This is a genomic window from Streptomyces sp. ISL-87, assembly GCF_018614095.1.
Lineage (GTDB): Bacteria > Actinomycetota > Actinomycetes > Streptomycetales > Streptomycetaceae > Streptomyces.
The window spans coordinates 44,860-70,717 of record NZ_JAGGOY010000046.1 but is presented as its reverse complement, the minus strand read 5'-3'; the positions used below and the strand labels follow the sequence as shown (position 1 = coordinate 70,717).

General features: G+C 75.6%; 17 protein-coding genes and 1 pseudogene. 12 read left to right on the top strand and 6 right to left on the bottom strand.

Annotated features, from left to right (window positions below; translation table 11 throughout):
• The first annotated feature begins 467 nt into the window (after positions 1-467).
• From J7I97_RS18190 to J7I97_RS18145, 9 genes and pseudogenes are all read left to right on the top strand, one after another.
• Positions 468-7,991 (top strand): SDR family NAD(P)-dependent oxidoreductase, encoded by a 7,524-nt coding sequence (locus tag J7I97_RS18190; RefSeq protein ID WP_308369177.1) that lies wholly within the window; start codon positions 468-470, stop codon positions 7,989-7,991.
• The gene (locus J7I97_RS18180) at positions 7,984-12,588 is read left to right on the top strand and encodes a type I polyketide synthase (protein WP_214936158.1); all 4,605 of its coding nucleotides are present in this window, start codon (positions 7,984-7,986) and stop codon (positions 12,586-12,588) included. The genes J7I97_RS18190 and J7I97_RS18180 overlap by 8 nt, the downstream gene beginning before the upstream one ends.
• Positions 12,578-12,940 carry an acyl carrier protein gene (locus tag J7I97_RS18175; protein WP_214936157.1) on the top strand — a complete coding sequence of 121 codons (363 nt, stop codon included), beginning with the start codon at positions 12,578-12,580 and terminating at the stop codon, positions 12,938-12,940. The genes J7I97_RS18180 and J7I97_RS18175 overlap by 11 nt, the downstream gene beginning before the upstream one ends.
• A 7-nt stretch (positions 12,941-12,947) precedes the next feature.
• Complete coding sequence (locus J7I97_RS18170) at positions 12,948-13,802, top strand: alpha/beta fold hydrolase (RefSeq protein ID WP_214936155.1); 855 nt, start codon at positions 12,948-12,950, stop codon at positions 13,800-13,802.
• Positions 13,799-14,962: a glycosyltransferase gene (locus J7I97_RS18165; RefSeq protein WP_214936154.1), complete on the top strand. Its 1,164-nt coding sequence runs from the start codon at positions 13,799-13,801 to the stop codon at positions 14,960-14,962. The genes J7I97_RS18170 and J7I97_RS18165 overlap by 4 nt, the downstream gene beginning before the upstream one ends.
• The gene (locus J7I97_RS39605) at positions 14,959-16,905 is read left to right on the top strand and encodes a class I SAM-dependent methyltransferase (RefSeq protein WP_214936152.1); all 1,947 of its coding nucleotides are present in this window, start codon (positions 14,959-14,961) and stop codon (positions 16,903-16,905) included. The genes J7I97_RS18165 and J7I97_RS39605 overlap by 4 nt, the downstream gene beginning before the upstream one ends.
• Positions 16,902-17,822: a galactokinase gene (locus J7I97_RS18155; RefSeq protein WP_251058915.1), complete on the top strand. Its 921-nt coding sequence runs from the start codon at positions 16,902-16,904 to the stop codon at positions 17,820-17,822. Before J7I97_RS39605 ends, J7I97_RS18155 begins: the two co-directional genes overlap by 4 nt.
• Positions 17,823-17,858: 36 nt before the next feature.
• Positions 17,859-19,130: an alkaline phosphatase family protein gene (locus J7I97_RS18150; RefSeq protein WP_214936151.1), complete on the top strand. Its 1,272-nt coding sequence runs from the start codon at positions 17,859-17,861 to the stop codon at positions 19,128-19,130.
• A gap of 122 nt (positions 19,131-19,252) precedes the next feature.
• Positions 19,253-19,699 (top strand): annotated as a pseudogene (locus J7I97_RS18145) (short-chain dehydrogenase); the annotation flags it as partial.
• 117 nt (positions 19,700-19,816) lie between these two features.
• On the opposite strand, the gene J7I97_RS18140 reads toward J7I97_RS18145, so the two are convergent.
• Complete coding sequence (locus J7I97_RS18140) at positions 19,817-20,905, bottom strand: enoyl-CoA hydratase/isomerase family protein (RefSeq protein WP_308369178.1); 1,089 nt, start codon at positions 20,903-20,905, stop codon at positions 19,817-19,819.
• 27 nt (positions 20,906-20,932) lie between these two features.
• On the opposite strand from J7I97_RS18140, the gene J7I97_RS18135 reads away from it, so the two are divergent.
• Positions 20,933-21,490 (top strand): dihydrofolate reductase family protein, encoded by a 558-nt coding sequence (locus tag J7I97_RS18135; RefSeq protein ID WP_214936148.1) that lies wholly within the window; start codon positions 20,933-20,935, stop codon positions 21,488-21,490.
• Positions 21,491-21,598: 108 nt separating this feature from the next.
• Here J7I97_RS18135 and J7I97_RS18130 read toward each other — a convergent pair whose 3' ends face one another.
• Complete coding sequence (locus J7I97_RS18130) at positions 21,599-22,354, bottom strand: helix-turn-helix transcriptional regulator (protein WP_214936146.1); 756 nt, start codon at positions 22,352-22,354, stop codon at positions 21,599-21,601.
• 201 nt (positions 22,355-22,555) lie between these two features.
• On the opposite strand from J7I97_RS18130, the gene J7I97_RS18125 reads away from it, so the two are divergent.
• Complete coding sequence (locus J7I97_RS18125) at positions 22,556-23,701, top strand: MFS transporter (RefSeq protein WP_308369179.1); 1,146 nt, start codon at positions 22,556-22,558, stop codon at positions 23,699-23,701.
• 75 nt (positions 23,702-23,776) lie between these two features.
• On the opposite strand, the gene J7I97_RS18120 is transcribed toward J7I97_RS18125, so the two are convergent.
• The 4 genes from J7I97_RS18120 to J7I97_RS18110 all read right to left on the bottom strand — a co-directional run bounded on the left by J7I97_RS18120 (position 23,777) and on the right by J7I97_RS18110 (position 25,532).
• The gene (locus tag J7I97_RS18120) at positions 23,777-24,076 is read right to left on the bottom strand and encodes a DUF6434 domain-containing protein (RefSeq protein WP_214936145.1); all 300 of its coding nucleotides are present in this window, start codon (positions 24,074-24,076) and stop codon (positions 23,777-23,779) included.
• Positions 23,982-24,227, bottom strand: coding sequence for a hypothetical protein (locus J7I97_RS40330; protein ID WP_374195489.1), 246 nt, complete (start codon positions 24,225-24,227; stop codon positions 23,982-23,984). Before J7I97_RS40330 ends, J7I97_RS18120 begins: the two co-directional genes overlap by 95 nt.
• Positions 24,228-24,586: 359 nt before the next feature.
• On the bottom strand, positions 24,587-25,045 hold the full coding sequence (locus J7I97_RS18115) for an ATP-binding protein (protein WP_214936143.1): 459 nt from the start codon (positions 25,043-25,045) through the stop codon (positions 24,587-24,589).
• A 115-nt stretch (positions 25,046-25,160) separates the two neighbouring features.
• Positions 25,161-25,532 (bottom strand): STAS domain-containing protein, encoded by a 372-nt coding sequence (locus J7I97_RS18110; protein WP_214936141.1) that lies wholly within the window; start codon positions 25,530-25,532, stop codon positions 25,161-25,163.
• Positions 25,533-25,670: 138 nt separating this feature from the next.
• On the opposite strand from J7I97_RS18110, the gene J7I97_RS18105 reads away from it, so the two are divergent.
• Positions 25,671-25,841, top strand: a complete 171-nt coding sequence (locus J7I97_RS18105) for a hydrophobic protein (RefSeq protein ID WP_214936140.1) — start codon at positions 25,671-25,673, stop codon at positions 25,839-25,841.
• Positions 25,842-25,858: the final 17 nt, after the last annotated feature.

Below are 25,858 nucleotides of genomic sequence, written 5' to 3'. Positions count from 1 at the left end.
CGCCCGGCCGGCATCGCCGCAGACCACCGGCGCGGCCGGGGCGTGCCGCGGGCCCGGCCCAGGGGGCGCGCGGCTCCGCTTCCGGGTCCGAGGGCGCGAAACGACGCACTCCGCATGACCGTTGACAGTGCGGGGCGGTCACCGCACGATGCATCGCGGCATCAGGGAACTTGACCACGGTTCAAGCCCGCCCTTCCGGTGGCGGGTCGCCCGGCCGATCGAAGCACGGCATTTCCGCAGGGTCCCCCGCCCGCGCACTCCCCTGCGTTTCCCTTCCCTCATGCTGCCTGGCCCGCCTGGCGTGCCCGGCCTGCCTGGCCTGTCCGGACTGGCCGGTCTGCCTGTCCGGACTGGCCGGTCTGCCTGTCCGGACTGGCCGGTCGGCCCGGACCGGTCGCCCCGGTCCGCCTGGGAAGCGCCGTCCCGCAAAGCGACATGTCACACAGCACCGATTCAGAGGAGCGCCCGTGACCCCCCAGCCCCTGCGATCCGCCGAGACCCGTGACCTGGTCGTCGCGCTCACCCCCTTCGAGGAGCCGCATCCGCGGATCGTGACCGCCGCCGAGCGGGCGGGTGCCCTCGGGCTGCTCGACCTCGGACGGGACCCCGCGGCCGCGCGGGCCGCCTTCGCGGAGCTCGCCCGGCGGCTCGGCGACGGTGGCGGATACGGGGTGCGGGTGCCGGTGGGCTGCCCGCTCGGGCCGGCCGCGCTGCCCGCCCGGGTGGACACGGTCCTGCTGGCCGACCCCGGGGAGCACACCCCGGAGCGCGTGGCCGCCTGGGCGGCAGCCGACGGGCGGCCCCGGGTGTGGGCCGAGGTCACCGGCCCGGCGCAGGCCCGTACCGCGGTCGGCGCCGGGGCGCAGGCGGTGGTCGCCAAGGGGCACGAGGCCGGGGGGCGGGTGGGCGGGGCCACCACCTTCGTCCTGCTCCAGCAGCTTCTGTCCGACCCCGGGGTCGGGGTGCCCGTGCTCGCCTGGGGCGGGATCGGGCCGCACACCGCGGCCGCGGCCGTCGCGGGTGGGGCGGCCGGCGTGCTGGTCGACGTACAACTGGCTCTGACGGCCGAGGGGGAGGCCGGTCTGCCGACCGAAGTGGCGGCGGCGCTGCGGGTGATGGACGGCTCCGAGGCCCGGATTGCCGACGGGCACCGGGTTTTCACCCGGCCCGGTCTGGCCGTGCCGCACGGCCCGGTCGCGGCCCTGCTGGGGGCCCGGGACCTGCGCGCCCAGCTGCTTCCCGTCGGACAGGACGGGGCCTCGGCGGCCCGGCTGGCCGACCGGTACCGGACCACGGGCGGCGTACTCCAGGCCGTGCGGGCCGCCGTCACGGGGCACCTGGCGGCCGCCGTACGGGCGCCCCGCCCCGTCGTCGCACAGGGGCCGATGACCCGGGTGAGCGACCAGGCGGCCTTCGCCGAGGCGGTGGCCGCCGGGGGCGGGGTCCCGTACCTCGCTCTCGCGGTGATGGACGGCCCGGACGTACGCAGGCTGCTCGCCGAGGCCGCCGAGCGGCTCGGGGACCGCCCCTGGGGGGTGGGCCTGCTCGGATTCGCCCCGCCGGAGCTGCGGCGGGAGCAGCTGGCGGCCGTGGCCGAGGTGCGCCCGCCGTACGCCGTCATCGCGGGCGGCACCCCGGCGCAGGCGGCCGCGCTGGAGGCGGCCGGGACCCTGACCCATCTGCATGTGCCCTCGCCGGCCCTGCTGGAGCGGTATCTCGCCGAGGGCGCACGGCGGTTCGTGTTCGAGGGGCTGGAGTGCGGGGGCCATGTCGGGCCGCGCGCCTCGTTCCCACTGTGGGAGGAGCAGATCGAGCGGCTGCTGGACTGCCCCGAACCCGCCGCCCTGGACGTGCTGTTCGCGGGCGGGATCCACGACGCGCGCTCGGCGGCGATGGCTCTGGCGGCCGCGGCCCCGCTGGCCGGGCGGGGGGCGCGGATCGGCGTACTGATGGGCACGGCCTACCTGTTCACCGAGGAGGCAGTGGCGGCGGGCTCGGTGCTGCCGGGCTTCCAGCGGGCGGCGGTGGAGTGCGTGGAGACCGTGCTGCTGCACACCGCGCCCGGGCATGCCACCCGGTGCGCGGCCACCCCCTACGCCGAGACCTTCGAGGCGACCCGGCGGCGGCTCACCGAGAGCGGAACCGAGCCGCGCGAGGTGTGGGAGGAGCTGGAGCGGCTCAACCTGGGGCGGCTGCGGATCGCCAGCAAGGGGCTGCGGCGGGGCGCGTCCGGGCTGGAGCCGGTGGCAGAGGAACAGCAGTACGCCGACGGCCTGTTCATGCTCGGTCAGGCCGCCACCCTGCGCACCGCGACCACGACGATCGCGGCGCTGCACGCCCAGGTGACCGAGGGCGCCATGAAGGTGCTGGAGGGGCGGGCCCGGGAACTCGCCGCCCCGGCCCCCGAGTCCGCGGCCGACCCGCTCGACATCGCCATCGTCGGGATGGCCTGCGCCTATCCGGGTGCACCCGACCTCGCCGGGTACTGGGCGCGGATCCTGGCCGGGGCGGACGCGGTGACCGAGGTCCCGGCCGAGCGCTGGGACCCGGCGCTCTACTACGACGCCGATCCCGCCCGGGCCGGCGAGCGCACCCCGTCCCGCTGGGGCGGCTTCCTCGGCCCCGTGCCCTTCGACGCCCTCGCGCACGGCATCCCGCCCGCCTCGCTGGCCGGGATCGAGCCGGTGCAGCTGCTGGCCCTGGAGATCTCGGCGCGGGCCCTCGGGGACGCCGGCTACGGCAAGGACCGGGAGTTCGACCGGTCCCGGACCTCGGTGGTGTTCGGCGCGGAGGCCGGTACCGAACTGGCCGGCGCGTACGGGCTGCGCGCGCTGTACCCCGGCTACCTGGGCGAGCTGCCGCCCGGACTCGACGAGCAGCTGCCCCGGCTCACCGAGGACTCCTTCCCCGGCATCCTCGCGAATGTGATCGCGGGCCGGGTCGCCAACCGGCTCGACCTCGGCGGGGCCAACTGCACGGTCGACGCGGCGTGCGCCTCCTCGCTGGCCGCCCTGGACCTGGCGTGCCGCCAACTGCGGGACGGTGACAGCGACATGGTGCTGTGCGGGGGCGCCGACGTACACAACGGGATCAACGACTATCTGCTGTTCGCCTCGGTCCGCGCGCTGTCCCCGGGCGGGCGCTGCCGGCCCTTCGACGCCGCCGCCGACGGGATCGCCCTCGGCGAGGGCGTGGGCGCGCTGGTGCTGAAGCGGCTCTCGGACGCGGAGCGGGACGGCGACCGGGTGTACGCCGTGATCAAAGCGGTGGGCGCATCGAGCGACGGCCGGTCCCTCGGGCTGACCGCACCCCGGCCGGAGGGGCAGCGGCGGGCGCTGGAGCGGGCCTACGCGCGGGCGGGCGTCTCGCCGGGCGAGGTGGGGCTGGTCGAGGCGCACGGCACGGGCACGGTGGTGGGCGACAGTACCGAACTGGCCGTGCTGAGCGAGCTGTTCACGGAGTACGGGGCGGCGGCCGGGTCGTGCGCCCTGGGCTCGGTGAAATCGCAGCTCGGGCACACCAAGTGCGCGGCCGGGCTGGCCGGGCTGATCAAGGCGGCTCGGGCGGTGTACGCGGGCGTTCGGCCGCCGACCCTGCACATCGACACGCCGAACCCGGCCTGGGACGAGGAGACCAGCCCCTTCGCCTTCGACACCGAGGCCCGGCCGTGGGCGGTGCCGGCGCGGCGGCGGATCGCGGGGGTGAGCGCGTTCGGCTTCGGCGGCACCAACTACCACGCGGTGCTGGCCGGTTACGGAGGTGCGGAGGAGCCCGGGCACGGGCTGGAGGAGTGGCCGGCCGAACTGTTCTGCTTCCGGGGCGAGGACCGGCGGGCGGCGGGGCGGGCGATGGCGCGGCTCGCGGCGCGGCTGGAGGAGAACGACGCCGCCGGGCGGCCGTGGGCGCTGCGGGACCTGGCTGCGGAGGCTTCGGCGGGTTCCGGCACGGTGCGGGTGGCGGTGGTGGCCGGGGATCTGGACGAGCTGGCGGTCCGGCTGGAGCGGGCGCGGGCGTTCGCGGCGTGCGAGGGGGTCCACGTACGGGAGGAGTCGGAGTCGGCGGCGGATACGGGCGGGGTGGCGTTCCTGTTCCCGGGTCAGGGCAGCCAACGCGTCGGAATGCTGGGCGAGTTGTTCATGGCCTTCCCGGGTCCCCTGCGAGAGCTGCTGGACGAGGCCCCGAGCGCGGTTGTCTCGGCGGTGTTCCCGCCGGCGGCGTTCACGGCGCGGGGGCGGGCCGCGCAGCGGGCGGCGGTCACCGACACCCGGGTGGCCCAGCCGGCCCTCGGACTGGCGGGGGCGGCGGCGCACGTACTCCTGGAGCGGCTCGGCGTACGGCCGGACTGCGTGGCCGGGCACTCGTACGGGGAGCTCACGGCGCTGTGGGCGGCCGGGGTCTACGACACGGAGAGCCTGCTGCAGCTGAGCGTGCGCCGGGCCGAGGCCATCGTGGCGGCGGCCGGGGCGGATCCGGGATCGATGGCGGCGGTGTCGGCCGCGCCGGAGGATGTACGGGAGATCGCGGAGCGGGCCGGGTGCGTGGTGGCGAACCACAACGCGCCCCGGCAGTGCGTGATCTCGGGGCCGACGCAGGCGACGTCCGCGGCGGTGACCGCACTGCGTGCGGCGGGCTTCTCGGCCGAACCACTCCCCGTCGCCTGCGCGTTCCACAGCGAGGTGGTGGCGGGGGCTTCCTCCGGCCTCGCCGAGGAGCTGGCCGGGACGGCGGTGGCCGACGCCGCCGTCCCGGTCTGGTCGAACACCACGGCTCAGCCGTATCCGGCCGGCGCCGATGCCGTACGAGAGCTCCTGGCCAGCCAGTTGGCGCGGCCGGTCCGGTTCGTGGAGCAGGTGGAGGCCATGTACGCGGCCGGCGTCCGCACGTTCGTGGAGGCGGGCCCGGGCCGGGTCCTGTCGGGCCTGGTGGGCCGGATCCTCGGCGACCGGCCGCACACGGTGATCCCCCTGGACGTACCCGGCGAGCACGGCCTGACCCGCCTCCTCACAGCGCTGGCCGAACTCGCGGCGGCGGGCGTCCCCATCACCCCGGACCCCCTGTTCCGCGGCCGCACCACCCGCCTCCCGGAACGCGCCCCACGCCGCCCCGGCTGGCTGGTGGACGGCCACCTGGTCCGCACCGCGGACGGCACCCCGGTCCCCGGCGGCCTCCGCCCCGCCCACCGCATCCCCCCGACGACACCCCGAGAACCCGACCACCGGGCCCGGCCGGCCGCCCACCCAACCACCACCCCGAACGGCACCCCGGCCCCAGGCGCCCTCCAGCCCGCCCACCACATCCCCCCGACGACACCCCGAGAGCCCGACCCCCGGACCCGGCCGGCCGCCCACCCAGCCCGCACCGCGAACGGCACCCCGCCCTCAGCCGGCCCCCAGCCCTCCCACCACATCCCCCCGACGGCGACCCCGCCCCTGGAACCGACCCCGGCCCCGGCGGCTGACCGCCGCGAGCAGGCAGTCCTGGAGTACCTCCGGGGCTCCAGGGAACTGGTGGAGGCACAACGAGCGGTCCTGCTGGGCTACTTGGGCACAACCCCAGCGGCACCCCAACCCTGGTCCGCAGCAGCCCCACCGCCCACCAGCGCGTGGCCGCAGACCGAAGCCAACGGCTGGACGGGCACAACCCAGGCGGCGGCCCAGGCCTGGGCCGGGACGACCCCACTGCCCGACAACACCTGGCCCCAGGCCGGGGCCAATGGCTGGACCCCGGGCGGGGCGGCCCAGCCGCCCGCATCCGGGATGCCTGGCACGGCCGGGTCCGCCGGGTCCGCCGGGTCCGCCAAGTCGCCGGAGGAGGTGATGGATGTGGTCCTGGAGATCGTCCACACCCGGACCGGGTATCCGCTCGACATGCTCGATCCTGAGCTGGATCTGGAGGCGGACCTGTCCATCGACTCCATCAAGCGGGTCGAGATCATCGGTGCGCTCGCCGACCGGGTCGGCCTCCCGCAGGGGCCCGGCGGCTCCGCCGAGTCCGCGGTTGAGGAGCTGTCCCGCATCAAGACCCTGCGCGGCATCGTCGCCTGGGTCACGGACCACACCGCCGGCCCGAGCCAGGACCCGGGTGCTCCCGCCGGCCTTGCAGCCCCGGCGGGCGATCCGGCAATGCAGGCCGCCACCCGCCCGGCAACGCACCCCGGCGGACCGGGACCGGTGGCCGTGTGGGCCGGATCCGCGCCGTCCGGACCCGTGTCGTCCGGGCCCGTGTCGTCCGGGCCCGCGGGGGCCGGATCGGTGGGGGCCGGATCGGTGGGGGTTGGGCCCGCATGGTCCGGCCCAGCGGAACCCAGGACTGCACAGTCCGGCCCGGCGGAACCCAGGACCGCACAGTCCGGCCCAGCGGAACCCAGGACCGCACAGTCCGGCCCAGCGGAACCCAGGGCCGCATGGTCCGGCCCATCGGGACGCGGGGCCTCCGGCCCGGCAGGGCCCAAGCCGGCAGGTGGGGTCGCGTCGCTCCCGGCGGTAGCCAGCGCCGCGGCGACCGTCAGGGTGGCCCGGCTGCGGGTGGAGTCCGTGGAGGTGGGCGTCGCCGCCGGGGATACGGAGCGGTGGCTGCGCGGCGCGCGGATCGGGGTCGTCGGGGACGGGCAGGGGGTGGCGCTCGCGCTCCGCAAGGCATTGCAGGTGCAGGGGGCCGAGGTGCGGCAACTCGCCGAGGCAGAGGGCGGGCTCGACGGCATCGTGGACCTGTCCGCGCTCCGGGCCGGGCAGGAGCCCGTGCTGCCCGCCGCCTTCCCGGGGCTCAAGCGCGCCCTGACCGGCGGAGTCCGCCGGCTGATTCTCGCCTCCGCCCCCGGCGGCACCGGCCTCCACGCCTCCGCCCCCGCCGGCACCGGCCTGCACGGTTTCGCCCGCAGCGCCGCTCTGGAGTTCCCCGGCACCCTCGTCCGCGCCGTGGACATCGACCCCAAGGAGGACCCCCAGCAGGCCGCGGACCGGCTGCTCGCCGAGCTGAGCGGCGGTGACGCGGCCGACGGGCTCGCCTCCGTCGGCTACACCGCCGAGGGGATACGGGTCACCCGGCGCCCGGTGCCGGCACCCCTCAGCTCCCCCACGGAACCGGCGCCACCCCTCGGCCCCGGCTCCGTGGTCCTCCTCACCGGCGGCGCCCGCGGGATCACCGCCCGGATCGCCCTCGCGCTGGCCCGCGCCACCGGATGCCACATCGAGCTGATCGGCCGTACCCCCGAACCGGACCCCCAGGCGGACGAGTTCGCCCACGCCACCGATCGCGTCGCGCTGCGCGCCGCCCTGATCGCCGCAGGCCTGCGCACCCCCGCCGAGATCGAGGCCGCGGCCTCCCGGCTGCTCGCCGAGCGTGAGGTACGGACCACCCTGGCCACCCTCGCCGGCCCCGGCCCCGGCGCCGCCGCCTCCGTCCGCTACCACCGCGCCGACGTCACCGACGAGCACACCGTACGGGCCGTCGTGGCCGAGGTACGGGCCCGGCACGGCCGGCTCGACGGCATCGTGCACGGCGCCGGGACCCTGCGCGACGGGCTGCTCCGCGACAAGGAGCCGGCCGTCTTCACCGAGGTGTTCACCACGAAGGTGGCCGGCGCCCGCCACCTCGCGGCCGCGGCCGCCGAGCACGGCGGCACACCCGCACCGTCCTTCCTGGCCCTGTTCGGCAGTGTCGCCGGGGTGTACGGCAACCGGGGCCAGACCGACTACGCCGCCGCCAACGACGCCCTCGACGGGCTCGCCCACACCTGGGCGGACTCCTTCCCCGGCCGGGTGCTGTCCGTCGACTGGGGCCCCTGGGCGGCGGAGGCGGGCGGGATGGTGACCCCCGAGCTGGAGCGGGAGTACGCCAGGCGAGGCATCCCGCTCATCACCCCCGAGGCCGGCGCCGCCGCGTTCCTCGCGGAACTCGCGCACGGGACCGACGTACAGGTGGTCCTGATGGCGGAAGAGGGCCAAAAGGGCGAAGAACGCGAAGAGGGCGAGGAGGGTGACGGCGATGAGTGAGCGGCAGCGGCGCGGCCCCCGGCCCACCGACGCGGCGATCGTCGGGATGGGCGCGGTGTTCCCCGGCGCGGCTGACCTGGCCGCGTACCGCCGCAATCTGCTCGCCGGGACGGACTGCATAGGCGACGTCCCGCCCGGGCGCTGGGATCCGGAGGTGTACTACGACCCCGGCGGCGCCGCCGGACCGGTGAGCGGCGACCGGTTCTACTGCCGGCGCGGCGGGTTCGTCGACGGCCTGGCCGCCTTCGACCCGACCCGCTTCGGGATCATGCCGGCCGCCGTGGAGGGGGCCGAGCCGGACCAGATGCTGGCCCTGCACGCGACGGCCGAGGCGATCGCCGACGCGGGCGGCGAGGACCGGCTGCCGGCCGACCGCTCCCGGATCGGGGTGGTGCTGGGCCGCGGCGGGTTCATGGGTACGGCCACCGCCCGCCTGGACCAACGGGTCCGTACGGCACACCAGTTGGCGCAGACCCTGCGCGAGCTCGCGCCCGAGTTGGACGAGTGGCGGATCGCGGCGGTGCGTACCGCCTTCCAGGACGCGCTGGGCCCGGAGCGGCCCGATGCCTCGATCGGGCTGGTGCCCAGCTTCACCGCCGCCCGGACGGCGAACCGGCTGGACTTCCGCGGCCCCGCCTACACCCTGGACGCGGCCTGCGCCTCGTCGCTGCTGGCCGTGGACCAGGCGGTGGGGCTGCTGGCGGGAGGGCGGTGCGACGCGGTGGTCGCGGGCGCCGTGCACCACTGCCATATCGCCACGCTGTGGAGCGTGTTCACGCAACTGCGGGCACTGAGCCCGAGCGAGCGGATCCGGCCCTTCGACCGGCGGGCCGACGGGACCCTGCTGTCCGAGGGCACCGGCGTGGTGCTGCTGAAGCGGCTGGCGGACGCGGAACGGAACGGCGACCGGATCTACGCCGTGATCCGGGGCACAGGTGTGGCCGGCGACGGCCGGGCGGCGAGCCTGATGAGCCCCCTGGTCGCGGGTCAGGTACGGGCACTGGAGCGGGCCTGGCAGGAGGCCGGGCTGGATCCGCGCTCACCCGGATCCCTGGGACTGCTGGAGGCGCACGGCACGGGAACCCCGGTGGGCGACGCGGCCGAACTGGACACGCTGGCCCAGGTGTTCGGCCCTCCCGAGCCCGGCAAGGGCAAGCCCAAAGGCGAGGGCAAGGGCAACGGCATCGGCTTCGGCTCGGTGAAATCCATGCTCGGGCACACCATGCAGGCCTCCGGCATGGCCGGGCTGATCAAGGCGGCGCTCGCCGTGTACGAGGGGGTGCGGCCGCCGACCCTGCACCTGGAGGAGCCGCACCCGGACCTCGCCCGGACCCGGATGCGCCCGGTGACGGCCGCGGAGCCGTGGGAGCGCGGACCGGAGCCGCGCCGGGCGGGGGTCAACGCGTTCGGCTTCGGCGGCATCAACGCGCACGCGGTGCTGGAGGAGGCGCCGGGCGCCGCCGCCCACGCCCCTGCGGTACGCCGCTTCCTGCCCCTGGGCGCATCGGCCCGGCCGGTGGCGGGGGCGGGCGCGCGGGACGACGTACTCCTGCTCGGGGCGGACAGTCCGGCGGAGTTGACGGCCCTGCTCGCCGCCGGCTCGGCGTCCACGGGCGACGGGCCGTGCCGGCTGGCGGTGGTCGGGCCGACGCCGCAGCGGCTCGCGCTCGCGGCGAAGGCGGTGGCGCGCGGCCGGGCCTGGCGGGGGCGCGGTGACGTGTGGTTCACCCCCGAACCGCTGGGCGGGCGCACCGCGTTCCTCTTCCCGGGCCTGGAGCCGGAGTTCGCGCCGGTCGTGGACGATGTGGCCGACCGGCTGGGGCTGGAGCGGCCTCGGCTCAGCCGGGGCTCGGAGCTGGTGGAACGGGCGCTGGACGCGATCGCGACGGGCCGCTTCTTCGCGCGGGTCCTGCCGGAACTGGGCATCGAGGCCGAGGTGTTCGCCGGTCACAGCCTGGGCGAGTGGGCGGCGATGGTGGCCGCCGGAATGTACCCGCAGGAAGCCGCCGACACCTTCCTGGCCTCGCTGCGGCCGGGCTCCCTCAAAGTCCCGGACCTCGTGTACGCGGCGCTGGGCTGCGGGGCGCGGCGGGCCGAGGCCGCGCTGCACGGCCTGGACGGGGTGGTGGTCAGCCACGACAACTGCCCGCACCAGTCGGTGGTTTGCGGTGATCCGGCCGGGGTCGCGCACGCCCTGGAGCGCCTCCGGTCGGACGGGGTGCTGGGCCAGGAACTGCCGTTCCGCTCGGGGTTCCACACGCCGATGTGGGAGCCGTACCTCGGGCAGGTACGCGCGGCGTTCGCGCGGCTGCCGTTGCGGGCCGGGTTCCTGCCGGTGTGGTCGGCGACGACGGTGTTCCCGTTCCCGGCCTCCCCCGGGGAGGTGCGGGAGCTGGTGGTCCGCCATCTCCTGGAACCGGTCCGCTTCCGCGAGTTGACGCTGCGCCTGTACGAGGAGGCGGGCGTGCGTACGTTCGTCACCCTCGGGCCGGGCAGCCTGCCGGGGTTCGTCGAGGACACCCTCCGCGACCGGCCCCACCTCTCGGTGTCGGCGTCCTCTCCCCGCCTCGCCGGCCTGGCCGCCCTGCACCGCACCTGCGCCGCCCTGTGGTCCGAGGGCCACACTCCCCGCTGGGACCGCCTGTCCCCCGTCGGCCGCCCAGCCGCCGACGCCGGCCACACCCCCGCCGCCCGGGGACGGGCGCCCGTACCGCTGAATCTCGACTCCCCCCTGGTCCGCCTCGGCGAAGCAGCCCGCACAGCCCTGCGCGGCCTCCTGCCGGAGGCGCCGCCCGGCGCCACGACCGCGACCCCGCACGAGCCGGTCTCCCTGCCCGGACCGGCCTCCCCGCCCAGACCGGTCTCCCCGCCCGAACCGGCCTCCGGCAGGCCAGTGTTGCTGTCCGCCCTGGACGCCGTGCTCGACGACGCCCGCTCGGCCGCGCGGAGCGTCGCCGAGGCCTGGCAGGCCGTGCGCCCGCCGGAGCCGGGGCCGCGCCCCTCGGGCACGGGAGAGGCCGGGGCGCCCGGCGGTTCCGGGCCCGTCGCCCCGGGGGCGCACCGGCTGCGGCTGTCGCTCGCCGCGCTGCCCTACGTACGCGATCACTGTGTGTACCTCCAGCCCGACGGATGGCCGGAGGACTCCGACTGGTTCCCGGTCGTGCCCATGACGACGATGCTGGAGCTGGCCGCCGGTGTCGCCCTGCGCCACGCCGGGCCGGGGGCAGCCGTCATCGGGTACGAGGACGCGCGCGCCCTGCGCTGGCTGGCCGTCGAGCCCGCCGTCGATGTCGAGGTCGGCAGCCGCGTCGACGGCCCCGGCCGGGTGCGTGTCCGCCTCGGCGAGTACGCGAGCGTCGTCGTCCTCCTCGGCGAGGCGTACGCGCAGCCGCCCGCCCCCGACCCGACGCCCTTGCGCGTCCCGCAGCCCGCCCCCGTCAGTGCCGACGCGCTCTACCGCGACCGGTGGATGTTCCACGGCCCGCGTTTCGCCGGCGTGCACGAGGTGCGGGCCGTCGCCGCCGACGGCATCGAGGGGGTGCTGCGGGCACTGCCCGACCCCGGAGCGCTGCTCGACGCCGCCGGGCAGCTCTTCGGGCACTGGATGCAGCTCCGGCTCCCCGTGGACCGGCTGGTGTTCCCGGCCACCGTCGACCGGATCCGGTTCTACGGGCCCCCGCCCGCCCCGCACGACCTGGTCTCCGCCACCGCCCGGATCCGCGAGGTGCGCGATGTCACCGTGCGCGGGGACATCGAGCTGCGCCGGGCCACCGGCGAGGTGTGGGCCCGCGTCGACGGCTGGACGTACCGCCGCTTCGGCGCCGACGAGCGGGTCTGGCCGATGAAGTTCACCCCCGAGGTGTGCGGGATCGGCGAACCCCAGCCCGCCGGCTGGTGCCTGGCCCGCCGCCGGTGGACGGACCCCGCCTCGCAGGAGCTGGTGATGCGCCGCTACCTCGGCGCCGCCGAGCGATCGGCGTACGAGCGGCTGTCACCGCGCGCCCGCAGCCCCTGGCTGCTCGGGCGGATCGCCGCCAAGGACGCACTGCGCCAACTGCTCTGGGACGGCGGCGCAGGGCCCGTGTTCCCGGTGGAGGTCCCGGTCGGCAACGACCCTTCGGGCCGGCCGCTCGCCAGGGGCACGCTCGCCCACGGCGTCCGGCTGTCGATCGCCCACAAGGACCGGCTCGCCGTCGCCGTCGCCCATCCCACCCGGCCCGTCGGTATCGACGTGGAGCCGGTCACCGCCGATCCCGATGCCCTGATCCGTATCGCGCTCGGGCCCGGTGAACTGCTCCTCGCCGAGGCCCTCTCCGCCCGCGACGGCACCGGACTGCCCGCTGCCCTCACCGCCCTGTGGTGCGCCAAGGAGGCCGCCGCCAAGGCACACGGCACCGGTCTCGGCGGCCGGCCCCGCGACTGGCGGGTCGGCGACGATCCCGGTTCCGGCGGGTTGCGGGTGCTCTCCCCCGACGGGCACCCGTACGCCGTCCGCAGCACGCTCCTGCCCGATGACCACGTCGTCGCCTGGACCTCCCACCCCGCGGCGCCGTCCCCCGCCCCCTTCCACCTCACGGAGACCAGCCATGGCCACTGACGTCCTCGCCGAGATCACCGGCATGCTCCTGGAGATCGTCGGCGACGAGTTCCTCGTCGCCGAGGAGGTCACGATGCGGACCACCTTCAACGAGGATCTCGCCCTCGAAAGCATCGAGTTCGTCGCCCTCGCCGAGTTGCTCCACCATCGCTACGGCTCCGAGGTGGACCTGATGGGCTTTCTCGCCGAGAAGGACATGGACGCCATCCTCGCCATGTCGGTGGGCGAACTCGTCACGCACATCGGCCGGATCACCCACCAGTCCCTGGCCCGCACGACGGCCCCTGCGACCCCGGGAGCCTTAACGGCTCCGCCGGCCCCGGCCGCCACCGCGCACGCGTCGGCCGGCTGAGCCCGCCATGGCCTTCGTCAGCGCGAACTCCCTCCGCTTCCACGTCCAGCGGCTCCCCGCCACCGCCGGGGCCGCCGGTCCCGACCGGCCCGTCGTGGTCTTCCTGCACGGCCTGGTCGTCGACAACCTGTCCTCCTTCTACTGCCCCCTCGCCGTGCCCGTGGCCCGGTCCGGGCACGAAGCCGTGCTCTACGACCTCCGCGGCCACGGCCGCACCGAGCGCCCGGCCACCGGCTACGACAGCCGTACCGCCGTACGGGACCTCCTGGCGCTGCTCGGCGCGCTGGGCCTCGGACACCGCCCCGTGCACCTGGTGGGCAACAGCTACGGAGGCACCCTCGCCCTGCACGCCGCCCTCGCCCGCCCCGACCTCGTCGCCGGGCTGACGCTCCTCGAACCGCCGCTGAGCGGACCCTGGGTGGAGAACATGGTGGACACCCTGTCGGCCGCCGCGCTCAGCCTGGAGGACAGCCCGGTCCCGGCCGAGCTGCTCACCCTGCGGCTGCGCAAGGCCGCCAGCCTCACCGCGATCGCCGACGACCTGCTGAACCGGACCAGCCTCATCGACGACATCGCGGCCGGCCGCCCGTTCACCGCGGCCGACTTCGCCCGGCTGCACTGCCCGGCGCTGATCGTGTGCGGCGAGCATTCCGAACTGGTGCCCGGTGCCCGGGAACTGGCCCGCCACGCACCGCGCGCCTCCCTCGAAGTCCTGCCCGGTCTGGGTCACGACGTACTGAAGGAGACCAGCGGGTTCCTACGGGACTCCGTGCTGGCCCACCTCGATGCGGCGGCCGCCACACGCGGTGCACCCACCGTGCGCGGCGCGCAGGCGCGGCGGGCCGGGGCGCTGGTCCGATGAGGGTGCTGTTCACGGTGCCGCCGCTGGCGGGGCACGTCAATCCGACGGCGGCCGTCGGGGCCGAACTCGCCGCCCGGGGCCATGAGGTCGCCTGGGCCGGTCCGGCCGGAGCGCTGGCCCGGCTGCTGCCCGCGCACGCCCGGATCCTGGCGGCCGGCGAGGAGGCCGGCGGCGGGTACGCGGCGCTGCACGAGCGCTGGCGCGATCTGCGCGGGGTGGGGGCGCTGCGCTTCCTGTGGGAGGAGGCGCTGGTGCCGCTGGCCCGGGCGATGGTCCCGGGCGTGACGGACGCGGTCCGCGTCTTCGCACCGGATCTGCTGGTCGCCGATCAGCAGGCGCTGGCCGGGCCCGTGGTCGCGCATAGGCTCGGGATCCCCTGGGCCACCTCGGCCAGTACCTCCGCCGAGCTCACCCGGCCCTTCGCGGACTTCCCGAAGGTCGGGGAGTGGGTGGCGGGACAGATCGCCGGGCTCCTCTCCGTCTTCGGGGCGGACGCCGAGGCCTGGGATCCGCGGTTCTCCGAGCGGCTGGTGCTCGTCTTCTCCACGCCCGAACTCGTGGGAGCGGCCGAGGACTTCCCCCCGCACTACGCCTTCGTCGGACCGGCCTTCGGGGCCCGCCCCGCCGGGCCCGGCTTCCCGTGGCACCGGCTGGACCCGGAGCGACGCCGGGTGCTGGTGTCCCTGGGCACCCTCAACCAGGAGGCCGGGGGCCGGTTCTACGCCTCGGTCCTGGGAGCGGCCGAACGGCTCTCCGGGGACGTCCAGTTGGTGCTGGCGGCGCCCTCTTCGCTGCTCGGGCCGGTGCCCGGGAACGTGCTGGTCCAGGAGAGCGTGCCGCAGCTGGAGCTGCTGCCGCATCTGGACGCGGTGGTCAGCCACGGCGGCCACAACACCGTCTGCGAGGCGCTCGCGTACGGGCTGCCGCTGGTGGTCGCCCCGATCCGGGACGACCAGCCGATCGTGGCCCGGCAGGTCGTCGAGGCGGGGGCCGGGGTCCGGGTCCGGTTCGGCCGGACGCGGGCCGAGGAACTGCGTGACGCGCTCACGGCCGTGCTGGACGACCCCGGCCCCCGCCGGGCCGCCCGGCGGATCCAGGCCTCCTTCGCCGCGGCGGGCGGTGCCGCCGCCGCGGCCGACCGGTTGGAGAAGCTGCTATGACGCCACCCCCCTTCCACGGGGTCCGGTGGACCTCCGCGGCAGTGCTGGCCGCGCTCGGCGCCGGTACGGTACGGGCCCGCCGCCGGCTGCGCGCGATCCCCGTACTGCCCGCGCCCTCGTCGGCCGCGGGCGGGCTGCCGCGCGCCGCCGGGTGGCGGCTGCTGACCGCGCGCGGGGTCGAACCCGATCCGGCCACCTTCCTGGCCGCCTGCGCGCACGCGGAGCGGGAGGGCCTGCGGGTGGTGGACCTGCTGCCGGCGGATCTCGCGGCCGAGCGGGTGCTGGGGCTGCTGCGGCTGGTGGATCCGGCAGGGTACCGGGAGGACCGGCTCGGCGAGGGGCGCGGGGCCGGGTATGCCGTGCTCGTCGCCGAGGAGGTGCTGGCCCGCGCCGGGGTGGAGCCGGGCGGGCCGCGGCCGGATCCGGCGGAACTCATGGCGCTGGTCCGGCGTTTGAAGGAGTACGCGGCCGGCTCGACGGGGCTGGCCATCGCGCCGGCGCTCTCCACGGGCCGGCCGACGGAGGCGACCGGACTGGCTGGGGTGACCGGGAGCGGGGCGACCGGACCCGCCGGGGCAACCGGGCCCGCCGGGGCGACCGGCGTGACCGGGCCGGGGCGGGCCGCCGAGCTGCGGGCCCAGGGGCTGCCGCCGGGGGCGCTGGCCGCCGCGCAGCTCGCCGGGCTCGCACTGCTGGCCGGGCTCGCCGTGCGCCAGGGCCGGTGGGGCGCCGCGGCGGCCGGGCTGTGGTGGCTCCAGCCGTATCTCGCGCTGGGTGGCCCGGGCGCCCCGCTGCGTCCCGCCGATCTGGCCGGGGCGACCGCCGCCCGCCCGGTGCGCTCCCTCGGCGCTGCCCTCCGTACAGCCGCCGCGACCACTGCCGCGAGCAAGGGAGCCGCGAGCTCCGGGGACTCCGCTCGGGCCGACGCGTACCGGGCCGAACTCGCCGCCGGGCCCGACCGGTTTCTCGAACCGCGCCGCCTGGACTGCCCCTGGTGCGGGTCCCTCCACCTCGGTGTCCGCGTCCGGGTGCCCGATCTGCTCCAGGGCAAGCCCGGCCGGTTCACCCTGGAGCAGTGCGGGGACTGCGGGCATGTCTTCCAGAATCCCCGGCTGACCCTGGAGGGGCTGGAGTTCTACTACCGCGACTTCTACGACGGGCGCGGCGGTGAGGGCGCGGGCACGGTCTTCGGACGGCTCGGCGCCACGTACCGGGGGCGGGCCGAGATGCTCCGGCCGCACACCGTTCCCGCGACCTGGCTCGATGTCGGCACGGGCCACGGCCACTTCTGCAATGCGGCGCGGGCCGTGTGGCCGGACACCCGGTTCGACGGGCTCGACATGGGCGACGGGGTGCGCGAGGCGGAGCGGCGCGGCTGGGTGGAGACCGGATTCCAGGGCCAGTTCCCGGAGTTCACGGAAAAACTGGCGGGGCGGTACGAGGTGGTCAGCATGTACCACTACCTGGAGCACACCCGGGATCCGCTCACCGAGCTGGACACGGCGGCAGCCGTCCTCGCCCCCGGCGGGCATCTCACCATCGAGCTCCCCGACCCGGAGTCGCGGATGGCCCGGCTGCTCGGGCCGGCCTGGCTGCCCTGGTTCCAGCCACAGCACCAGCACCTGATCCCGGCCGGGAACCTGCGTGAGGCGCTGGCCGACCGGGGGTTCACCGTGCTGGCCGAGGAGCACGGTGCGGCCCACCAGGGCAACGACTTCTTCGGCGCGGTGGCCTTGACCGCCGCCCGGCTGGCCCCGGACCCGGACCGCCCGTGGGCTCCCCCGGCCACGGCGGGCCGGAGGGCGACGGCACATGCCGTACGGGCGGCGGCTCTGCCGTTCTTCGCCGGCGCGGCGGTGCTGGACGCGCTGCGCACGGCCGCGGCCCGGTACACGGACGGCGGGAACGCCTACCGGATCCTGGCCCGCAAGGCGGAGCGATGACCCGGGTACCGCTCGGGGCCGGCATGGCCGCCCCCCAGGACCTCGCCCGCCGGGCCACCGCCGACCCGCTGTTCCGCCTCGTGGCCTACGCCCTGGAGGCCGCGCACGGCCGGGCCCCGGCCGCCGTCTGGAGCGCCCCGTACGCCTTCCACCTGGGCTCGCCGGGGCTGGTCGCGGCGGCCGGCTGGCCGGTGGCGGCGGCCGCGGCCCCCCGTACGGACGGCCTGGTCCGGCTCAGCTCGCTCGGGCACCCCGCCGACAGCTGCGATCTGCCGCTGACACCGTCGGGGCCCGCGCCCGCCGTTCCTGCCTGGGCCGCACGGCCGTACGCCCTGCTGCGGGCGCTGGCCCGGGCCGGGTACGGCGGCGGCGGGACCGACCTGCACCTCCAGGGCTCGCTCACGGCGGCCTCCGGGCTGGCCACGGCGGAACCCGCCGACTGCGCGGTGGCGCTCGCGGTGGCCGACGTACACACGGCGGCGGGCGAGGAGCCGGACCGCGCACACCTGGCCCGGCTGATGGCGCGGGCGCTGCCGGACGGGGACGACGCGCTGCGCCGGGGGGTGCTGTTCGCCCGGCCCGGCGAGGCCCTGCTGGTGGGGACCGGGCGGACGCGGCGCCACGTCGCCTTCGACCCGGCCGCCTCCGGGGCGCGGCTGGTGCTGCTCGCCGTCCGAAGCGAGCCCGCGGACCGGGCGGCGGAGCTGGCCCGGGCCGTGGCGTGCGCCCGCCGGGCGGGGGCGCTGAGCGCCTGGCCGCCCGGGCGGCGGCCGGGGCGGAGCGTGCTGGTGCTGCTGCCCGAGGAGCGGCTGACGTCGGTACGGGCCGCGGTCGCGGAGGAGTTCCGCGGCCGGGGTCGGCCCGTACCGCGCTTCCTGAACATCGCCGTGGCCGGTGCGGCCCGGCGGGAGGAATGACACCACAGCACCACCGACACCGAGGAGGAACCGCTCATGCACTCATCCAAGGCCGCCGCGAGACGCCGGACCCGCCGGTCCGCTCTCGTGGCCGCACTCGGCACGCTCGGCCTGCTGGGCGCCTTCACCGTGGCCAACTCGCAGGCCGCGGACGGCAGTACGGCGACCCGCACGACCGCTGCCGCCGCCGGGCTGCCGACGTACGACCACGTGGTGGTCGTCGTCTACGAGAACAAGCAGTACGGCGACATCATCGGCAGCGCGAACGCCCCGTACATCAACCAGCTGGCGAACGGCGGCGCGAGCCTGACCGGCATGAAGGCGCTGACCCACCCCAGCCAGCCGAACTACTTCAACCTCTTCTCGGGCGCCACCCAGGGCATCACCGGCGACGGCTGCTACACCGCGCAGTCGATGACCGCGGCCAATCTCGGCCAGGAGGTGATCGCGGCCGGGAAGACGTTCGCGACGTACAACGAGGACCTGCCGAGCGAGGGCTCGACGGCCTGCAGCAGCGGCAAGTACGCGCAGAAGCACAACCCGTGGTTCGCCTTCAAGAACGTGCCGTTGAACACCGGGAAGACGTGGGCCCAGTTCCCGCAGGGCAACTTCGCGGCGCTGCCCCAGTTGTCGTTCGTGGTGCCCAACCTGTGCAACGACATGCACGACTGCGCGGTCGGCACGGGCGACACCTGGACGAAGAGCAACCTCGACGCGTACGCGCAGTGGGCCAAGGCCAACAACAGCCTGCTGGTGCTCACGTGGGACGAGGACAACTACCTCGGGTCCAACCAGATCGCGACCGTCTTCCACGGGGCGAACGTCAAGACCGGAAAGTACTCCACCGCCTACAGCCACCACCACCTGCTGCGCACCTTCGAGGACCTGCTGGGTACGACGACGCACGCGGGGAACGCGGCGAACGTGCAGCCGATCACGGAGGTGTTCGACGGCTCCACGGACCCGACCCCGACCCCCACGCCCACACCTACCCCCACACCGACCCCGACCCCGACCCCCACGCCCACGCCCACCCCGACCACCGGTGATCTGAAACTCGCCAACCCCGGCCCGCAGACCTGCAAGTTCAACCAGTCCTGCACCATCCAGCTCACCGCCACCGGAGGCAAGCCACCCGTCCACTACGCCGCCACCGGCCTGCCGTTCGGTCTCGGCATCGACACCGCCACCGGCCGGATCAGCGGCAAGCCCTGGGCGAGCGGCACCGTCCAGGTGACGGCCACCGCCACCGACTCGGCCGGAGCCGCCGCGAGCACCACGTTCGCGCTGACGCTCACCTGGTTCTGAGCCGGGCGAGGGCCGGCCGGGCCAGGTTCAGGCGGGTGCGGAAGCAGCCCGCCGCCTCCCTCCCGGCCGGGCCCTCGCCGAGGGCGCCGACACGCACCGGGACCGCCGGGCGGGCAGGGGGGACGGACGGCACGGCCGAGTACAACGCGGGCCGCTACCGGGTGTCGTTCTTCTACGACATCGCCAAGTCGGCGGTGTTGCGGATGGCGTTCGCGCTCGGGCACGAGCTGGGTCCGCGCGGGGCGACGGCGGTGGCGCTGACGCCGGGCTGGCTGCGCTCGGAGATGATGTTGGACAACTTCGGGGTGACCGAGGCGAATTGGCGGGACGCGCTGGAGAAGGTGCCGCATTTCGCCATCTCCGAGACGCCCTCGTACGTCGGCCGGGCGGTCGCGGCGCTCGCCGCCGATCCGGAGGTCTCGCGCTGGAACGGGCAGTCGCTGTCCAGCGGGCAACTCGCCCGGGTCTACGGCTTCACCGATCTGGACGGCAGCCGGCCGGACGCCTGGCGGTACATGGTCGAGGTCCAGGATCCGGGCCGCCCGGCGGATGCCACGGGCTACCGCTGAGACCGCCAAGACCACTGAGACCACTGAGACCACTGAGACCACTGCGACCACTGCGACCGCTGAGCCGGCCCGCCGGTCCACTGCGACCGGGTCGGCGGCGAGCGGCGCCCGCGCGGCTCAGCCGCTGCCGAAGCCCCCTTCCGTGAAGGGCGGTTCCAGCCGCAGCTCGCGGTCGGCGCCGAGCGGCGCGAAGTACCGGGCCACGTCCTCGTCGGTGACGTCGGCCAGCGCGGCCGGTGACCAGCGCGGGTTCCGGTCCTTGTCGACCACCTGGGCCCGGATCCCCTCCACCAGGTCGGGCGAGCTCAGGGCGTTGCAGGAGACCCGGAACTCCTGGGCCAGCACCCGTTCCAGCAGGCCCAGTTCGCGTGCCCGGCGCACGGCGGCCAGGGTGACCTTGAGGGCGGTCGGGGACTTGGCCAGGATGGTCTCGGCGGCCTCCTTGGCGGCCGGGTCGCCGTGGCCGGAGAGCCGCTCCACGATCTCCTCGACGGTGTCGGCCGTGTAGCAGGCGTCGATCCAGCCGCGCCAGCCGGCCAGCTCACCGGGCTCCGGCCGAGAGGCATAGCGGGCCAGCACCTCCCGGAGGGGTACTTCGGCCAGTTCCGCGGTGAGGTCGGGCAGCCGGCCTGTGGGGACGAAGTGGTCGGCGAGGTCGCACAGCAGCGCGTCGGCGGCGCCCACGGCGGAGCCGGTCAGGGCGAGGTGGGTGCCGAGCTGCCCGGGGGCGCGGCCGAGCAGGTGCGTGCCGCCGACGTCCGGCACGAAACCGATGCCGGTCTCGGGCATGGCCACGCGGGAGCGTTCGGTGACGATCCGGACGCTGCCGTGGGCCGAGACCCCGACACCGCCGCCCATGACGATTCCGTCCATGAGGGCCACGTAGGGCTTGGGGTAGCGGGCGATCTGAGCATTGAGCCGGTACTCGTCCCGCCAGAAGTCCGCGGAGGCGGTGGTACCGGCCTTCGCGTCGTCGTGGATGGCCCGGATGTCCCCGCCCGCACACAGACCGCGCTCGCCGGCGCCGCGGATGAGGACCTGAGCGACGGCGGGGTCGTGTGCCCACGCGGTCAAGGCTTCGGAGATCCGCCGCACCATGGGGTGGGTGAGGGCGTTGAGGGCCTTGGGGCGGTTGAGGGTGATCACCGCCGTCCGGCCTTGGATATCGAACAGGGCCGTGTCGTCTACGGCATCTTCGCTCTTCACACCGGCCAGTATGTAGCGTGGGCCGTCATGCGAAAGATCATCCTGATGATGTCGATGTCCCTCGACGGCTTCATCGAGGGGCCCGAGCGGCAGATCGACTGGCATCTCGTCGACGACGAGTTGCACCGGCACTTCAACGAGGAACTCCGCTCGTTCGGCGGCTTCCTCAACGGCCGCGTCACGTACGAGCTGATGGCAGGGTTCTGGCCGACCGCCGACGCCGACCCCGAGATCACCGGGCCGATGGCCGAGTTCGCGGGCATCTGGCGGGACATGCCGAAGTACGTGTACTCGCGCACCCTGCGGGAGGCCGGCTGGAACTCCACCATCGTGCGGGACGTCGTCCCCTCGGAGGTGGCCGCGCTCAAGGCGGCCCCGGGCGGGGACCTGGCGCTGAGCGGGGCCGATCTCGCGGCCGAATTCCTCCGCCACGACCTGGTGGACGCGTACCGGATCTATGTGCACCCGGTGCGCATCGGCCGCGGCAAACCGCTCTTCCCGCCGGTCGGCGGCCCGGCCCCGCTCCGTCTCGAAGGCACTCACGCCTTCGGCAACGGCGTGGTGCTGCTCCGGTACGCGCGCTGACGGCTGCGCGCGGTGGCTGCTGTGCACGGTGACTGCTGTGCACGGCGACTGCTGTGCACGGCGACCCGCCGCACTACGCAATGTGACTGCTGCGCGCGCCCACTGCCCCTACGGCCGCTCACGCGGGTGCGCCCCGGGCGTGTGACCGAAGGCCCGCCGGAAGACGTCGATGAACGCGCTCGCGGAGGACCAGCCGCAGCGGTGCGCGACCGCCGTCACCGGCGTGCCCACGGCCAGCAGCCGCAGCGCCTGGTGCAGCCGCAGCTGGGTGCGCCACTGCGGGAACGTCATGCCCAGCTCGGCGCGGAACAGCCGGCTCAGGGTCCGCTCGCCGGCCCCCGCCCCGGCCGCCGCGCCCAGTGCGGCCAGCCCGCGCGGATCGCCCGGGTCCGCGTGGAGCAGCGCGCACACCGCCGCCAGCCGCGCGTCGGCCGGGGCGGGCAGGTGCAGCGGCTGGAGCCGGGAGGCGCGCAGCTGGTCGAGCAGCACCCCGAGCATCCGGCGCCGCTGCGGGCTGTCCTCCCCGGGGGCCCGGGTGTAGGCGAGGATCAGCTCCCGCAGCAGCGGCCCGACGGCGAGCACGGCCGGGGCCTCCAGGGACAGCGGGTTGAGGTGGGTCGGCAGGCCGACGGAGTGCAGATCGGTGCGGCCGTACGCGCGGTGCTCGTGCACCGTCCCGGCCGGGATCCACAGCGCCCGGGTGGCGGGGGCCACCCAGGTGCCGGCGTCGGTCGTGATGGACAGGACCCCGGAGCCGGCGTAGGCGATCTGGTGGTCGTCGTGGCGGTGCGGGTCGATCCCGATGCCGGTGTCGAGCTCCCGGATGCTCGTCGCGGCGCGTGGCGTGTGGCGGATTTTCTGCATCACCCGGCAATTTATCGGAAGCGCGATGCGTGCGGCGGCGGCGATTCTCGACGGGTGAACGCAGCGAATCCACCGAACCCCGACCATCCGACCGTCAATCCATCGGCCACGCCATCAGGAAGTCCGGCAGGCAAGCCGTCAGCCGGTCCGCCGGCCCCGGTCCGCCGCCGTACCGCGGCCATCTCGGCGGGCCACGCCTGCGTGGACGTCTACCAGGGCGCCGTCGCCGCGCTCGTCCCCTTCCTCGTCGCCGAGCGTTCGTACGGGTACGCCGCGGCGTCCGGCATCGTGCTCGCCGCCTCGCTGCTGTCCTCCGTGGTGCAGCCGCTGTTCGGGGTGCTGACCGACCGCCGTCCGATGCCCTGGCTCATACCGCTGAGCACGGCCGCCGCCGGGGCCGGCATCGCGCTGGTCGGGGCGGCCGGCGACTACCCGGCCACCGTGGCCGCCGTCGCCCTGTCGGGGCTGGGCGTGGCCGCCTACCACCCGGCCGCCGCCCGGCTGGTCCGCACCACCGTGGGCGGCGCCGGGCACTCGGCGATGAGCTGGTTCGCGCTGGGCGGCAACATCGGTTTCGCGTGCGCCCCGCTGCTGGTCGTCGGAGCCCTGTCGGTGTCCGGGCCGGCCGGCTGGTGGCTGCTGGCGTTCCCGGCAGCGCTCGGCGTGTTCCTCAACATCCCCCGGCCCCGGCCGGCGGGCCCGGCCGCGCCGGGGACCGCGGGAGCGGCGGCCGCGCCCCGCCCCGAGGACCGGCGGGCGTTCCTGCGCCTGTCGCTGGTGGTGATCGTCCGCTCGGTCGTCTTCGTCGGGCTGAGCACCTTCATCGGCCTCTACGTGCGCGAGCGCGGCGGCGGTGAAACCGCCGGGGCGGTGGCCCTGTTCGCCCTGTTCGCGGGCAGCGCGGGCGGCACCCTGCTCGGGGGCCGGCTGGCCTCCCGCTGGGGGCGGGTCACCACGGTGCGCCGGGCCTACGCCGCTGCCGCGCCCGCCGTCGCGGGGGTCCTCTTCCTGCCCCTGCCGCTGGTGTACGTCTGCGCGTCGCTGGCCGCGGCCGCGCTGTACGTGCCGTTCTCGCTCCAGGTCACCCTGGGCCAGGACTACCTGCCGACGCGCATGGGTACGGCGAGCGGAGTGACCCTCGGCCTGACGGTGAGCGTCGGCGGTCTGGCGAGTCCGCTCATCGGCGCCGCCGCGGACGCGTCCTCGCTGCGCACGGCGCTGCTGCCGCTGACCCTGCTGCCGCTGGCGGCCTGGGCACTGGCCCGCCGGCTGCCGGAACCCCGGGCGGGGGCGGAACCGGCCCCTGCCGAGGCCGAGGCCGAGGCCGAGACCACGCCGGCTGCCTGACCGGGTGGCCCCGCGCACCGTGCGCTGCGGCCCGCTGTTCAGCCGCGCCTGCGCCGACCAAGCCTGACGGATCCGTCACCGCGGGCGGGCGCGGCACTCCCGCCAGGCGGCCAGGGCCTGCGCCCTGGTCCCGTCCGGGTGGCGGGCGTGCCAGTCGCGCAGGAACCGGTTGAACTCGAACTGGGCGCCGATTTCCAGGGGTTGGGCCGCCTGTCCGCGAGTGGCGTGCCAGTGGGCGACGGCCTCGGCGAGGGTGCGTCCCGCGTTCTGGGCGACGTAGTCACGCATGAAGGCGTCGAAGTGGAACGCTGGCCCGATCTCCCGCACGAAGAACTCGCGGAGCACCTGGCTGCACGACTGCCCCTGCGGGATCACGGTGTCGCCGTCGACGGGGCCGCGAGCCGCCGGCCGGCGCGGCGGGAGGGCGGCGCCGCCTTCGGGTCCGCCTCGGGCGCCGGCAGCCGTCGAGCGCCGCGGCCAGCCGGGCCGTCACGGCGGCCTTGCCGCCCCGGGCGGACAGACCCATCTCGCGCGCCAGCCCGCTCAGCTCGGACAGCGTCCAGTACCAGCGCAGCAGCTGGGCCCCCGACCCCTACAGCGCCGAGGTCGGGGACGGCGGCCGGGACTCCCCCGTATTCGTACTCACGTTCCCATCCCGGGGCTGCCGTAACCGCCACCGCGCATACCGACACGGCCGCCGGGACGCTCACGCGCGGCTCGCCGGTCCCGTTCCCGAGCGACAGCGCCCACAGCGGATCTTCCCGCGCATCGGCAAGTCCGCAGCACAGGCGAGATCATCGCGGCCCTGGGCGGCTGACCCGCGGCCCCCGGCGGCACACAGCGCCTCGGCCGCAGTCCGCACCCCGGCGCCCGCCGAACGGCAGGTCACCCGGCCTGCAGGAGCCGCTGCCTGACCAGGGTCGGGCAGGCCACCTCCAGCCATACGCACTTGCCGTCCGCCCCAGGCTGGGAACCCCAGCTCCGCGCCAGCCGGTCCACGATGAGCAGCCCATGCCCACCCGGCCGGCCCGGCTCCGCCGACCGGCCGTTCGGCGGCACGGGTGGCGCCGGATTGCCGTCCATCACCTCGACCCGCAGCCGCTCCGGGGTGCAGTCCAGGACGAGGGCGCTGGGCCCGCCGCCATGCAGACAGGCGTTGGCCACCACCTCGGACACCATCAGCAGCACGTCGTCGGCGGCGTCGCGGTCCTCTTCCGCCTGGGCCGGCAGCCAGTGCCAGGCGGTCAGCGCCAGCCGGGTGAAATCACGGCTGCGCGTGACGCCGTCGGTGGCCCCTTCCAGCGCCAGACGCCAGGTCCGGCCGGACGGCCCGCGCTGCTCCATGGTGCTCAGACTCCTCCCTGTCGGCGGATCGGCGTGCCGCGTAGCACGCGCCACGTACCTCGTGCTCGTACGTGCCTCGTGCTCGTACTCGCACGCGTACCGCCGATCCGGATCTCTACGGGCTCCCATGCCCCTGCCGCCCCAGCGCCTCGGTCACGTCGGCGTACACCGGGAACACCCCGTCCACACCGGTGATGTGGAACATCCGGGCCACCGGTCCGCGCAGCCCGGACAGGTCCAGGCTGCCGCCGGCCTCCCGGACCGCGAGGCGGCCCTGCAACAGCACGTTGAGCCCGGTGGAATCGCAGAATCCAAGACCGCTCAGGTCCACCACCAGCCGGCCGCCCGGCGTGGCCGCCGCCGCCAGGGCCTCCCGCAGAGGCTCGGCCGTATCGTGGTCCAGCTCGCCCGAGAGCGCGAGAACGACGGCTCCGTCCACGGTCTGCACCTCGACGTTGAAGCGCTGTTCCTCCACTCCCTGCGTCATCCGGCATCATCCTTCCGTCCTGCTGTCCCGGCGTCTGCCCGCATTCGGGCCGGATACGCCTGACGGCATGATGTGCAGCGGACGGGGCAGACGGGATCTCAGACAGGTCGAAACCACTCCCCTAATGGAGGCATCGACATGATCCCGCTTCTTCTCGTACTCCTCCTGATCCTGATCCTCTTCGGCGCCGGATTCGCGGTTGAAGTGCTCTGGTACGTGGCCCTGGCCGTCCTGGTGCTCTGGCTGCTGGGATTCCTCGTCCGCGGCGGGGGGGCCGCAGGCGGACGGGCGCGCTGGTACCGCTGGTAGCCGCGCACGCCCGGACA